Source organism: Tepidiforma bonchosmolovskayae, assembly GCF_008838325.1.
GTDB lineage: Bacteria > Chloroflexota > Dehalococcoidia > Tepidiformales > Tepidiformaceae > Tepidiforma > Tepidiforma bonchosmolovskayae.
Genome location: NZ_CP042829.1, coordinates 1,403,938 through 1,416,829 on the forward strand (window position 1 = coordinate 1,403,938; position 12,892 = coordinate 1,416,829).

The window sequence follows — 12,892 nt, forward strand, 5'->3', positions numbered from 1 at the left end:
GGCGCTCCGCCCCCGCCCCGGCCACCTTCGCCCCATGGCCGCCCCGCTCCTCCGTCCCTACCAGCGCCGCGTCTTCCTCCCCCTCTGCCGCGGCCTGCTCACCGTCCGCCACGAGCAGTTCACCCTTCTCATGCCCCGCCAGTCCGGCAAGAACCAGCTCGCCGCCACCATCGTCACCGCCCTCCTCCTCGCCCACGCCCGCCGCGGCGGCAGCATCGTCATCTGCGCCCCCACCTTCCGCCCCCAGGCCGCCATCAGCCTCGAACGCACCCGCGCCATCCTCGAACCCGCCGCCCGCCGCGCCCGCCTCCAGCCCCAAATCGACGAGCACCGCATCCGCTGCGGCAACGCCGAAGCCGTCTTCCTCTCCGCCTCCGGCCATGCCCAGGTCGCCGGCCACACCGCCAGCATCGCCCTCCTCGCCGACGAAGCCCAGGACATCGACCCCGACTGGTTCGACCGCCAGTTCCGCCCCATGGCCGCCTCCACCGGCGCCCCCGCCCTCCTCTTCGGCACCCCCTGGGATGGCGACTCCCTCCTCGAACGCGCCATCGCCCGCAACGCCGGCCGCACCGCCGCCGGCCTCCCTCTCCACTACACCGTCTCCTGGCAGGAGGTCGCCCGCGACGTGCCCATCTACGGCCAGTATGTCGAACGCGAACGCCAGCGCCTCGGCGCCCAGAACCCCCTCTACCTCAGCCAGTACGAACTGATCGCCTCCCGCACCAGCGCCCGCCTCCTCTCCGCCGAGTCCCTTGCCCGCATCGAAGGCGGCCACGCCCTGCTCGAAGGCCCCCGCGCCGGCGAACGGTACGTCGCCGGGCTCGACCCCGCCGGGACCGGCCCCGATGCCACCGTCCTCGCCATCGGCCGCATCCAGCCCGGGCGCCGCCTCGAAATCGTCGCCTTCGAAACCTGGCAGGGCGCCGACCTCGCCGGCTTCGCCCCCCGCATCGCCAGCATCGCCGCCCGCTGGGGGCTCGAACGGCTCGCCATCGATGCCACCGGCCTCGGCCAGCCGCTCGCCGCCGCGCTCGAACCCCACCTCGGCCGCGCCCTCCTCCCCGTCGCCTTCAGCCAGCAGACGAAGAGCGCCCTCGGCTGGGAGCTCATCGCCGCCTGCGAAACCGGCCGCCTCGCCCTGCCCGCGCCCGCCGGCGGCGAACCCGACCTCCGCCAGTGCTGGGACGAACTCCGCGCCTGCCGCCGCAGCCTCCGCATCGGCGGCATCCTCCACTGGGAAGCCCCCGCCGGCCAGCATGACGACTTCGTCGCCGCCCTCGCCCTCGCCCTCCACGCCGCCGGCGCCCTCCCCCAGGAGCGCACCGCCCGCGGCAGAAGGAGTTAGAAGGGAGGAGGGAGCCCCGTCCCCTCGCCAGCCGCCCCGCCCAGGGAAGAGGGAGCCCCGCCCCCTCGCCAGCCGCCCCGCCGAGGGAGGAGGGATCCCCGGCCATCCCTGCCGCCCCGCCGAGGGAGAAGGGAAGAGATGCTCACCCTGCTCCCTTCTCCCTCCTCCCTGGGGCGGAAGGGCGAGCGGCGGAGGGGCTCCCTCCTCCCTCCTCCCTCCTCCCCGGGGCGGCCGGGCGGGGCTCCCTTCTCTAACAAAATTCCTACTGACACGCATCAGGGTTTTCCCGTATCCTCACCGTGGTGTTCACTATTCCTTCCCCTACCGTGGGGAAGCGTGACACCCGCGGGGCAGCCGCGTTGCCGCCCGGCGGTCGCTTTGAGACAAGGCCGTTTCCACCGGGTAGGCGAAAGCGGCGCCAGCAGCAAGGGAAACGGGAGGCGACCACAGAGCACACGGACGCAGACCACGGGGGTCCGAAAGCGCCGGGGAGGAATCAGCGCTCGACCTTCATCAGCCTGCCGGCACGGGACAGCCGGCCCTTGCGAGGACGGAGGTATCTATGACACTCGCACTCTACGGAAAGAGCCGACGGCGCCAGGGCGCGCTCCTTACCGCTGCGCTCCTCGCCGTCATCATCGCAACCATCGGCGCCCTCAGCGCCATCACCAGCGCCTTCGCGCATTCGGCCACGGTTACCGGTACCGCAGTGTGCACTTCAGGCGGCTGGAAGGTCGATTGGAAAATTACCGGCGATACGCCCTCCAAAAACATGCATATAACGTCGTTCACCGTTACGGGTGGAAGCACGACGACCAGTCCAACCCCAAATCCGGTGCCACAAGGCACGAACCCTCAAACGGCGACAGCCCAGACCACCGGGATTGCGTTGAGTGTGTCGTCGGTAACCGCCACGGCACAGGTGTACTGGATCAAGAACGACGGGAGCGACCGCTACCCGGCTAGTGGCACGAAGACATACACCAAAACGGTTCAGAAACCGTCGAACTGCGCCACCATCATCATCAAGAAGGTCGTCGCCGGGCAGGGCGCCGACCCCAACGCCACCTTCACGGCTTCGGTGGACAACGAGGACGAGCCGGAGGGCGACGCCTCGAACCTCAGTTTCAGCCAGAACTCCCCGTACACCCACGTCTTCGGCGGCCACGGGTCCGATGACGACTTCATCGTCACGGAGACTGGCGTCGCCAGCGGCTACGAGGTCGTCGGGAGCTGGGAAGGCGAAGGCAACGCAACGTGCCCCCAGGTGGGCAGCAACGATTGGGACACGAGCACGGGCGGCGACAACCGGAAAAATCAGCAAAAGCAAAAGATCGAAGGCCTTGGCTCCGCGACGAAGACGGTCTGCTTCCTGAACGTCAAGGTCACCGCGAAAACGTGCAAAGACCTCGGCCTGCAGCTCATCGACAAGTTCAACCTCAACGGGAATTCCTACAACTGGGAAACGGACAGCGGCGGCCAGCAGGTGACCATCGGCGCCGGTTCCAACGCCACCGGCGGCAACTGGACCTCGACCGTCTCGATCGGTGCGGTGATCGTCAAGGGGGGCAGCGGTCCAGTCGCGTACAAGGTCTTCCCCTTCCCGCCCCCGTACCCTGCGGACACCTACGCGGGCAGCTTCGATAACAGCGGCCTGATCAACTGGGGCGGCAACACCCCGGCCGTGTCGCATGTCGAGTTCTGCCAAGGCACCACCACGCCGAAGGGCACCCTCATCGTCGGCAAGGTGAAGGACCCGTCCGCCGGTGTACCGAACGCCGATGGCTCCCAGTTCTCCGGCACCGCCACCAACCAGGGGAACGCCGCTGTCATCAACTGGGGTCCTATCACGTTCAGCAGCTTCGCCACCCTCAGCAACACCCCGGCCGGCACCTACACCCTCGCCGAGACCAGCACCCAGAACGGCTGGACTCCGTACGGCTGGGCGTCCGGCTCGCTCAACCAGCAGGGCCAGCCCGTCTGCCCGTCTGAAAAGAGCAGCTACACCGCAGGCAGCACGAAGTCGAACGTGCAGGTCAACAGCAACGCGACGACGGTCGTCTGTGTGATGAACACCAAGACGGCGCAAACCCCGTCGATCTCCAAGGCGAAGGCGTCCGATGGCTACTCAGGCGGCTACGCCTACTGGGAGATCGCCGTCGTTAACCCGGAGAACATCGCCCAGAACGTCCGGATTGATGACGCGAACGTCACCTTCGTCTCCGTCACCAACGGCAGCTGCAGTGACAGCGATTTCAGCGACGGCAGCATCACCTGCTCGGTCAACGCCAACAGCACGATGACCGTTAAGGTGAAGCGCGCCATCACCACGACCTGCCACGAGCAGACGGTCAACAACACGGCGACCGTGTACCTGCTGCCCGCGGTCGGCGGCAACCCGGTGAAGATCGGCGACGCCGGCGGCACCGACGCCACCGCCTACACCATCCCCGGCGACGAATCGAAGTGCGGACTGCCCACCATCACCAAGACGGCGAACACCTCGCAAACGAGCGACCCGAACGCCATCTCGTGGACCGTCACCGTCACGAACCCCAACGGCACCAATGGCATCCAGCGCACCGTCTGGATCAAGGACCCGAACGTCACCGTCGTCGGCAACCCGACCTTTACCGGTGGCGCCCTGTGCCCCATACCGACCAACAGCTCCTTCGAGACTGAGCTCAACGGCAGCGGCGTCCCGTGCACCATGCCGGCCGGTTCGAGCATCACCTTCACGGTCAAGCCCGAGGACCAGCCGACCCGCACGTGCGAGCCGCAGAGCTTCACCAACACGGCATACCTCTACATCGGCTCCCAGACGTCGCAGCCGGTCACGGCTCAGGGCGACACCATCACCCTCTCGGGCGACCCCAGCCTCTGCACCCGCAACGTCACCATCTGCAAGGTCCTCGAGAACAACAACGACGGGATCGTCCGCTCCGGCACCATCTCCTTCGACGTCCGACCGCAGAGCAGCTCGCCAATCGCGGTACACATCAGCAACGTCACGGAAGGCCAGCAGACGGCGCCGTGCACCACGGTCCAGGTCCCGGCCAACAAGTCCTTCGACGTCGTCGAGTGGGCGAGCCGCCCGACCGGCTGGAACGGCGACGAGTCTGGCTACCCGCAGTACCAGATCGGCGGCGGCACGAAGGTGTCGAACAACACCACCACGACGATCGCAGCCGGCAATGACCCCGTCACCATCACCTTCTACAACAAGGAGAAGCTGCCCGAGATCAAGGTCCGCTTCCAGAAGGTCATCTGCCCGAACTTCTCCGATGTGGCCATCAACCCCGGCGGCGGTGCCTACGACATCGGCAAGCCCGTCTTCCCCGGCGGCGGCCTCCAGGGCCAGCTGAATCAGACCGCGGCGCCCCCCGACGGTAACGACATCGTCACTCCGTCGAACGACGGCCGCAGCAGCAACTGCCACCTCTGGGGCGGCCCGGGCGGCCCGGGCGAATCCGGCGACTGGAACTTCTACCTGAAGTCCAAGGACGGCAGCTCGACGCTCGCCACCATCGGCCACCCGGCGGGGCAGCAGTACGGCGAGCCTACGCTCACGGCCGAGCAGCTCCAGCTCGCCCTCCAGGCGAGCACCCTCCGCGTGGAAGAGGAGCTCCGCCCCGGCTACGCCTTCGCCGGCCTCAAGTGCTGGAAGGACCACCTGAACCAGGACAACTGGGAGTGGATCGACTTCTCGAATGGCCTCCCCGGCCCCAACGACACCGTCTGGTGCATCGCCTACAACGTCCCGTTCAAGACGATCACCATCCACAAGACGTTCTTCGGCGACTCCTCCATCACCAGCGAGGACTATCCGACCTTCACCCTGAGCCCGGCCCCGTGGACCGGTTGGGAGTTCAACCAGTACTGCACCGTGATAACGGCAGGCACGCCGTATGGCGGCGGGGTTGGTGTGGCGTGGTCGTGCACCGTGCCCGCCAGCTGGGCCGGTTCGGTCACCGAGACGCCCGCCGCCGGCTGGGAGATCTGCCCCGCAACGTTCCAGGTCGGGAACGGTGGTATCCCGGTCACCTACGACTACTCCTTCCTGAACTGCAAGAAGAGCAGCATCGTCGTCAAGAAGGTCGTGACCAACGTCGAGAACGACACCACCCAGTTCACCGTCACCCTCAGCGACGGTAGCCAGTCGTCGCAGACCGGCCAAATCGCCGAGTGGAACGGCTCCGGCCCGGTGAACGCCACCTTCGGCAACCTCTCGCCGAACACCACCTACACCATCACCGAGGGGCCGCAGAACGGCTACCAGGTCCTCGGCTGGGCACTCGCCAACGAGAACGGCACCTGCCCGGCTCAGCCGGCGAACACCGGTGCCGTCGCCCAAGTGGCGCCAAAACCCGGCGCATCGGCGGTGGTCTGCTTCTATAACGAGCGCTTCGGCAACGTGGTCGTCGACAAGGCCGTCTCCACCAACACCGCCACGCCGGGCGTCCCCTTCACCTGGACGATCACGGTGAGCGTCGCCGACGGCCCGACCTCCTCGGCCCTCACCCTCACCGATACCCTGCCGCCGGGCTTCACCTACGGCAGCCCGTCGGCCACGTCGCCGCTGAGCTGCACGCTCACCGCGGGCCAGCTCTCCTGCACCCTGCCGCAGAACACGCCCATCGGCACCTACACGGTGACCATCCAGGCCACCGCGCCGACCGGCACGTTCACAATCTGCGGCGGGCACACCAACACGGTCAGCTTCTCCGGCGCCGGCATCGAAGGCACTGACTCCGCCACCGTGACGGTGGGCTGCGTCGCCAGCGACGGCACCATCCTCGTCCGCAAGGTGGTCCTCGGCCAGCCCGGCGATACCACCCAGTTCACCGCCGGGCTCACCGGCCCAGGCATCGAGGGCACCGCCACGCAGCCGTTCAGCCAGCAGCTGGTCGGCATCTTCCCCGGCCTCGCGGCAGGCACCTTCACCGTCAGCGAGCAGCCGCAGGGCGGCTACCAGTACGCAGGCTGGGCCTACGGCACCATCGTGGGCAACCAGGTGCAGTGCCCGGCGCAGCCGACCAGCAGCGCCGCCAGCACGGACGTCACGCTGACGAACACCTCCCCGCTGGCCGCCGTCTGCTTCTACAACGAAGCACGGGTCACGATCCGCGTGGAGAAGGTGCTCAACGTCATCGGCTTCACCAACCCCGGCCCAGGCTGGCAGTTCACCCTCACCGGTTGCGGCATCACCCCGCAAACGAAGACGACCGATGCGAACGGCGTGGCGGAATTCACCGACCTGCCGCCGGCGATCGGCTGCCAGTACACGGTGACCGAGACGGTGCAGGCCGGGTGGACGCCGCAGTTCGTCTCCCAGACGGCTGCACCGACGCAGGGCGGCCAGGGCGTCACGCTCAAGTTCCTCAACATCCGGGTGTACGACCCGCCGTGCGTGGACCCGAGCGACCAGCGCTGCCAGCCGCCGGTGACGACGACGCCGCCGACCACGCCGCCCACGACGCCGCCCACCACCACGACCCCGCCGACGACGCCGCCGACGACGGTGACGCCGCCGACGAACACGCCGACGCCGACGCCGACGAACACGCCGGTGACGCAGGTCGCGGGTGAGAAGACGCCCGGGCCCGGCGCCTCGCCGACGCCGCTGGCGCCGTCGACGGGCTACGGCTTCGGCGGCGCCCAGGGCGGCATGAGCCTGCTGCTCGTGCTCGCCGGCCTCATCAGCCTCAGCCTCGGCCTCGGGTTCATCGCCCTCGGCCGGCGCACCAACCGGTAACGTCCCGGCCGGCAGCCGCCGGCCCCGGTGACCCACCCCGAGGCCCCGGGAACCCCTCCCGGGGCCTCGCCGCGTCCCAGGGATGAGGGAGGAGGGAGCCCCGCCCATCCCTTCCGCCCCGCCGAGGGAGGAGGGAGCCCCTCTCCTCCCGTCCTCCCCGCCGAGGGAGAAGGGAACCCCGCCCATCCCTTCCGCCCCGCCGAGGGAGGAGGGAAGAGATGCTCACGCTTCTCCCTCCTCCCTTCTCCCTCCCTGCTGGGGCGGGGCCGCGCGGACGCGGGGTTCCCTTCTCCCTCCTCCCTGGGGCGGCGGCCTGGGCGGACGCGGGGTTCCCTTCTCCCTCCTCCCTGGGGCGGCGGCCTGGGCGGACGCGGGGCTCCCTCCTCCCTCCTCCCTGGGGCAGGGCCGGGGCGGAGGCGGGGCCTCCCTCCTCCCTCTAAACTACGTCCATGAGCACCATCCGCATCGGCCTCATCGGCGCGGGCGCCAACACCGCCGCCCAGCACATCCCCGGCTTCCGCCGCATCCCCGGCGTCGAAATCGTCGGCGTCGTCAACCGCACCCCCGAGAGCTCCCGCCGCGTCGCCGACCAGTTCGGCATCCCGCGCGTCTTCGAAAGCCCCGAAGCCCTCTGCGCCGACCCCGAAATCGACGCTGTCTGCATCGGCACCTGGCCGTACAAACACCGCGACTACACCATCATGGCCCTCGAAGCCGGCAAGCACGTCCTCTGCGAAGCCCGCATGGCGATGGACCTGCCCGAGGCGCTCGAGATGCTCGCCGCCGCCCGGCGCCACCCGGAACTCGTCGCCCAGCTCGTGCCCGCCCCGTTCGATTTCCGCCTCGGGCCGACGATCACCCGGCTCATCGCCGAAGGCGCCCTCGGCGAAGTCCGCGAAGTCACCGTCCGCGTCCTCAACGGGCAGGGGCTCGACCCCCACGCCCCGCTTCACTGGCGGCAGCGGCGCGACTACTCCGGGCGAAACGTGCAGATGTTTGGCATTTACGTCGAAATCATCGAGCGGTGGCTCGGCCGCCACGCCGGCAGCGTCACCGCCGACGGCGCCATCCTCATCCCCGAGCGGCGCGACCCCGAGACCGGGCAGATGGCGCCTGTCACCGTGCCCGATACGTACGTTGTCTGCGGCGAGCTCGCCCGCGGCGCGCGCATCACCTACCACCTGAGCACGATGGCCGCCGGCGCCGAAGCGAACGGCATCGCCATCCACGGCACGAAGGCGGTGCTCCGCTGGCACCCCGGCGACACTGCGGAGATCGTCCCCTTCGGCCAGCAGCACGGCCACGCCATCGAACCCGACCCCGGCACCGACCGCGGCTGGCGGGTCGAAGAGGACTTCATCGCCTCCATCCGCGAGGGCGCACCCGTCCGGCTTACCAACTTCGAAGACGGCGTCGCGTACATGCGCGTCGTCGATGCCGCCCACCGCAGCTGGGAAGAAGGCCGCCGCCTGCCCCTCGGCGAGTAAGGGAGGAGGGAGGCCCCGCCCCTGCCCCGTCCCCGCCCCGAGGGAGGAGGGAGCCCCGCCCCTGCCCCGTTCCCCTGCCGAGGGAGGAGGGAGCCCGGCCCGTCCCCGTTCCCCCGCCGAGGGAGGAGGGAGCCCGGCCACCCCCTCGTCTCCTCCCCAGGGGAGGAGGGAGGAGTATGGAAGGTTTGAGGTTGGACCCCGGAAGCGGTCTTCACCTCTCATCCCTCCTCCCTCCTCCCTCGGTGGGGTGGATGGGCAGGGTTGGGCTCCCTTCTCCCTCCTCCCTGGGGAGGCGGAGCGGCCGGGCGGGGCTCCCCGCTCCCTGCTCCCTGCTCCCCGCTCCCCGCTACTCCCAGTACCTCCTCCCGAACAGCTCCTCCGCCAGCCCCGCCTCCTCTGCATCGCGCGGGGGCAGGCCGTGCATCGCCAGCCCCAGCACCTCCGCCTCCCGCAGCGTCCGGTCCCGGTCGAGCGGCGCCTGCCCGGCGGCGAACACCACCCGCAGCGCCGCGATGATCGCCTGCGCCCGCGGCGGGTCGCACTCCTCCCGCCAGAGCGCATCGATCACGTTCCATGCCGCCGCCAGCGGGTCGCGCTCCGAAACCGGCCGCCGGCGGCGGGCGCCCGGCTCCCCCTTCGTGCGCCGTTCGATCGCCATGGCCCCAGCCTCGCGCCCGCCCCGGCCCATCCCCCACCCCCGGCTGGCACCCGCGGCACCTGCTGACGACTTCGCGCCCCGGCGCCAGCCGGCACTTGGCACGAATAGAACATACGTTCTACGCTCAGCGGCACCAGATCCACCAGAGAGGGGCCTGAGATGTCTGAGCCGCTTCCCCGGCCCGCCCGCTGCGACGCCCTGCCCGAGCACACCGACTACCGCGATACGGGCTGCGACCTCGCGCCCTCCTGCCTCGCCTGCCCGCTGCCGCAGTGCCGCTACGACCTGCCCGGCGGCCTCGCCGCCATGCTCCGCTCCCGGCGCGATGCCGCCATCGCCGATGCCGTCCGCCGCCGCCACCTGCCCATCGACGATGTCGCCGAAATGTTCGGCCTCTCCCGCCGCAGCGTCTTCCGCGCGCTCCGCCGCGTCGAACGGCCGGGCCGGCAGCAGTAAGCCGCCGGCACGGCGGAGGTGGTTTCGGGGGCAGCGCCCGCGCGGGCGGGACATCCGTTGCAGGCGCCGCCAGGGAGGAACCCTCCGATATGACATTCGGCGGGGTTCTCCCCTTACAACGCAGGAACCCTGCAAAAATTATTGTCAAAATTTCGCGGCAACGGTCCGCGCCCGCCCTCCCGGCGCCCGGTTCCGCCGCTCCGCCCGAGACGGTACGCTGGGCCCATGGAGCAGGTCATCGGTCACGCCGACCTCCGCCGCGAACTCGCCGCCCTGGCCGCCAGCCCCGAGCCGCCCCACGCGCTCCTCTTCGCCGGCCCCGAAAGCACCGGCCGGACGGTCCTCGCGCGCTACCTCGCGATGCTCCTCAACTGCGAGGTGCTCCATGCGCCGCCGGCAGCCGGGGCCTCCCTCTTCGGCGATGCCCTCCCGCCCGCTGCAGGCGCCGTCGGCGAACCGTGCGGCGCCTGCCGGGCCTGCCGCCTCATTCTCGAAGGGGCCCACCCCGACGTCATCACGGTCGCCCCCGGCGATACCCTCTGCCGCCCGCGCGAGGGCGAATCCCATCCCGCCCACCCCGACTCCGCCGATATCCGCATCTGCCAGGTCCGCGGCATCACCGAACTCGTCGCCCGCTACCCGTTCGAGGCCCGCACCCGCGTTATCATCATCGACCCGGCCGACCGCCTCGCCCTCTACGCCGCGCCTGCCCTCCTGAAGACGCTCGAAGAGCCGCCCGGCCACACCGTCTTCGTTCTCATCACCGCGGCGCCCGACCGCCTCCTCGAAACGATCGTCTCCCGCTGCCGCCGGATCGACGTCCGGCCTGTCGCCCGCGCCGAGATCGAAGCCGGGCTCCTCGCCCGGGGCGTCGAACCGCGCATCGCCGCCGAGGCCGCAGCCGCAGCCCGCGGGCGCCCCGGCCGCGCCCTCGACTTCGTCGCCGACCCCGACCTCATGGGCGCCCGCAGCCGCATTCTCGGGCGGTGCGCCCAGGTTGCAGCCGGGGGCATCCCCGCCCGCTTCGACTACGCTCGCTCCCTCGCCGAGCGCTGGCGCGGCGACCAGGCCGCCGTCCGCTTCGAGCTCGAGTGCTGGGAGGCCTTCTGGGAGGAGCGGCTTCGCCGCGCCGCAGCCGCGGGCGCCCGCCAGGAGCTCGCCGGCCTGCTCGAAGCGCTCCGCGCCATCGCCGCCGTCCGCGAGCACCTCCTCGCCAATGTCCAGGCCCGCGCTGCGTTCGACCTCATGCTCCTCCGCTTCCCCCGCGTTACACTGGAACCCAGCACCGAGGAAGAACTCCCGGCCCATGCCTGAACGACCCCCGCGCGTCGCCGGCGTGCGCTTTCGAAACGCCGGCAAGATTTTCTATTTCCACGCCGCCGGGCTTCGCCTCGAACCGGGCGAATACGTCGTCGTCGAAACCGTCCGCGGGCCCGAAATCGCCCGCGTCGTCATCGCGCCCGACCAGGTCGTCGTCGATGAGCTCCCCCGCGAAGAGCTCAAGCCGATCCTCCGCCTGGCCACCGAAGCCGATATCCGCCGGGCCGATGAACTTCACCGGAGGGCACAGGAACTCCTCCCCGAGGCGCGCCGCCTCGGCGAGGAGACCGGGTTTCCCGCACGGATCGACGCCGCCTCCTTCACCCTCGACGGAAAACGGCTGACCTTCTCCTTCACCAGCGAAGAGCGCCTCGATTACCGCGAGTTCGTCCGCCGCGCCAGCCAGCAGTTCAACGCCCGCGTCGAAATGCACCAGATGGGCGCCCGCGACCGCGCACGCCTCGCCGGCGGCTACGGCATCTGCGGCCGCGAACTCTGCTGCGCCAGCTGGCTCGAAACCTTCCCCTCCATCTCCATCCGCATGGCCAAAGACCAGGAGCTGCCGCTCAATCCCCAGAAGATCAGCGGCCTTTGCGGGCGCCTCCTCTGCTGCCTCAGCTACGAAGACGAAGGCTACCGCGAAATGCGGAAGTCGCTCCCGAAGGTCGGCCAGCGCTGCAGCACCCCCACCGGCGAGGGCAAAGTCGTCGCCATCAACATCCTCAAGCGGCAGGTCACCCTCCTCGTCGACGGCCAGCGCATCGAAGTCGGCGACCGCGACCTCGGCACCGTCGTCCGCTGGGACCCCTCCAGCAAGAGCGCGCCGCCCCCGCCGAGCATCGCCCGCGAAGAGGCGATCGCGCTCGGCCTCATCGAACCGGATGCCGACGACCTGGGCGATGCCCTCGAGGAGCCCGAACCAGTCTTCGAGCCCGGGCCCGGCCGCGGGCGGCTCCCCGGCGGCGGACCCCGCCGGGTCGTCCCGGCCCGCCCCGCGAAGCCCGAGCCTGCCCCCGCGCCTCAGCCGCTGCAGCCGCCGCCGCCTGCCCCCCGGCCCCGGCGCCCGCGCGGCGCAGCCCCGGCACCGCCCGGCGGTCCTGTCCAGGATCAACCCCCGCCGCCGCCGCCCGCCACCGGGCGCGTCTTCCGCCGGGCGGGCGCCCGGCAGGAGCCCCCGCCGGACCAGCCTCCGCCCGCCCCCGGTGCCGGCACGGAGCCCGGCCAGGCCGGCACCGGACGCCGGCGCCGGCGCCGCCGCGGACGGGGCGGCGGCCAGCAGCCGCCTTCCGGCGGCGACTGACCGCCTGCGCGCCCACGCCTACTCGAGCGCCGCGAGCGCCGCCGCGATCTTCTCCCGCGCCTGCTTCGCCACCTCCGCCACCTCGGGGTCCTGGACGATGCTCATCGCCGCCACCGGGTCCATCGCCTCGACCACAATGCCGCGGCCCGTATCCCGCACCACCACGTTGCACGGCAGCAGCATCCCGACCTCCGGGTTCGCGCTCAGCGCCCGGTGGGCCAGCGGCGGATTGCACGCCCCGAGGATGAGGTAGGGCGGCATCTCCGCGCCGAGCTTCGCCTTCAGCGTCGCCTGCACATCGATCTCGGTCAGCACCCCGAACCCCTGCGCCTTCAGCGCCTCGCGGACCGCCTCCACCGCCTGGTGGAACGGCAGGCCTGTCTCCCGGCGCAGGCCAAACGTCAGCTGTTCGATCGTTGCGGTCATGGCAATCACCTCCTCCTCCCACCGTAGCAGAAACCGGCCCCTCCCCGGGGGAGGAGTGAGCGCCGCCCCGCCGTTCCTCCCCGCCCCAGGGAGGAGGGAGCCCCGCCCATCCCTTCCCGCCCCGCCGAGGGAGGAGGGATGG

8 protein-coding genes are annotated in these 12,892 nt (G+C 70.6%); 6 read left to right on the plus strand and 2 right to left on the minus strand.

Translation table 11 applies throughout. The annotated features are described in order from the left end of the window. Positions 1–34 precede the first annotated feature (34 nt). The 3 genes from Tbon_RS07015 to Tbon_RS07025 all read left to right on the plus strand — a co-directional run bounded on the left by Tbon_RS07015 (position 35) and on the right by Tbon_RS07025 (position 8,590). The gene (locus Tbon_RS07015; protein WP_158066971.1) at positions 35–1,348 is read left to right on the plus strand and encodes a phage terminase large subunit family protein; all 1,314 of its coding nucleotides are present in this window, start codon (positions 35–37) and stop codon (positions 1,346–1,348) included. A 562-nt stretch (positions 1,349–1,910) separates the two neighbouring features. After that, positions 1,911–7,103, plus strand: a complete 5,193-nt coding sequence (locus Tbon_RS07020) for a DUF11 domain-containing protein (RefSeq protein ID WP_158066972.1) — start codon at positions 1,911–1,913, stop codon at positions 7,101–7,103. 449 nt (positions 7,104–7,552) lie between these two features. Then, entirely contained in the window at positions 7,553–8,590 is a 1,038-nt protein-coding gene (locus Tbon_RS07025; protein ID WP_158066973.1) for a Gfo/Idh/MocA family protein, read from the plus strand. 346 nt (positions 8,591–8,936) lie between these two features. Here the strand turns inward: Tbon_RS07025 and Tbon_RS07030 are convergent, their stop codons facing one another. After that, complete coding sequence (locus Tbon_RS07030; protein ID WP_158066974.1) at positions 8,937–9,248, minus strand: hypothetical protein; 312 nt, start codon at positions 9,246–9,248, stop codon at positions 8,937–8,939. 159 nt (positions 9,249–9,407) lie between these two features. Here Tbon_RS07030 and Tbon_RS07035 point away from each other — a divergent pair, with 159 nt between their 5' ends. From Tbon_RS07035 to Tbon_RS07045, 3 genes are all read left to right on the plus strand, one after another. After that, complete coding sequence (locus Tbon_RS07035) at positions 9,408–9,704, plus strand: hypothetical protein (RefSeq protein ID WP_158066975.1); 297 nt, start codon at positions 9,408–9,410, stop codon at positions 9,702–9,704. Between the two features lie 225 nt (positions 9,705–9,929). After that, the gene (locus Tbon_RS07040) at positions 9,930–11,018 is read left to right on the plus strand and encodes a DNA polymerase III subunit (RefSeq protein WP_158066976.1); all 1,089 of its coding nucleotides are present in this window, start codon (positions 9,930–9,932) and stop codon (positions 11,016–11,018) included. Beyond that, positions 11,011–12,324: a PSP1 domain-containing protein gene (locus Tbon_RS07045; RefSeq protein WP_192497813.1), complete on the plus strand. Its 1,314-nt coding sequence runs from the start codon at positions 11,011–11,013 to the stop codon at positions 12,322–12,324. Before Tbon_RS07040 ends, Tbon_RS07045 begins: the two co-directional genes overlap by 8 nt. An 18-nt stretch (positions 12,325–12,342) precedes the next feature. On the opposite strand, the gene Tbon_RS07050 is transcribed toward Tbon_RS07045, so the two are convergent. After that, positions 12,343–12,750, minus strand: a complete 408-nt coding sequence (locus Tbon_RS07050) for a DUF302 domain-containing protein (RefSeq protein ID WP_158066978.1) — start codon at positions 12,748–12,750, stop codon at positions 12,343–12,345. Between the last annotated feature and the right edge of the window lie 142 nt (positions 12,751–12,892).

Coding starts and splice junctions, on each gene's coding strand:
- Tbon_RS07015 (WP_158066971.1), top strand. CDS start 35: ATGGCCGCCCCGCTCCTCCGTCCCTACCAGCGCCGCGTCTTCCTCCCC.
- Tbon_RS07020 (WP_158066972.1), top strand. CDS start 1,911: ATGACACTCGCACTCTACGGAAAGAGCCGACGGCGCCAGGGCGCGCTC.
- Tbon_RS07025 (WP_158066973.1), top strand. CDS start 7,553: ATGAGCACCATCCGCATCGGCCTCATCGGCGCGGGCGCCAACACCGCC.
- Tbon_RS07030 (WP_158066974.1), bottom strand. CDS start 9,248: ATGGCGATCGAACGGCGCACGAAGGGGGAGCCGGGCGCCCGCCGCCGG.
- Tbon_RS07035 (WP_158066975.1), top strand. CDS start 9,408: ATGTCTGAGCCGCTTCCCCGGCCCGCCCGCTGCGACGCCCTGCCCGAG.
- Tbon_RS07040 (WP_158066976.1), top strand. CDS start 9,930: ATGGAGCAGGTCATCGGTCACGCCGACCTCCGCCGCGAACTCGCCGCC.
- Tbon_RS07045 (WP_192497813.1), top strand. CDS start 11,011: ATGCCTGAACGACCCCCGCGCGTCGCCGGCGTGCGCTTTCGAAACGCC.
- Tbon_RS07050 (WP_158066978.1), bottom strand. CDS start 12,750: ATGACCGCAACGATCGAACAGCTGACGTTTGGCCTGCGCCGGGAGACA.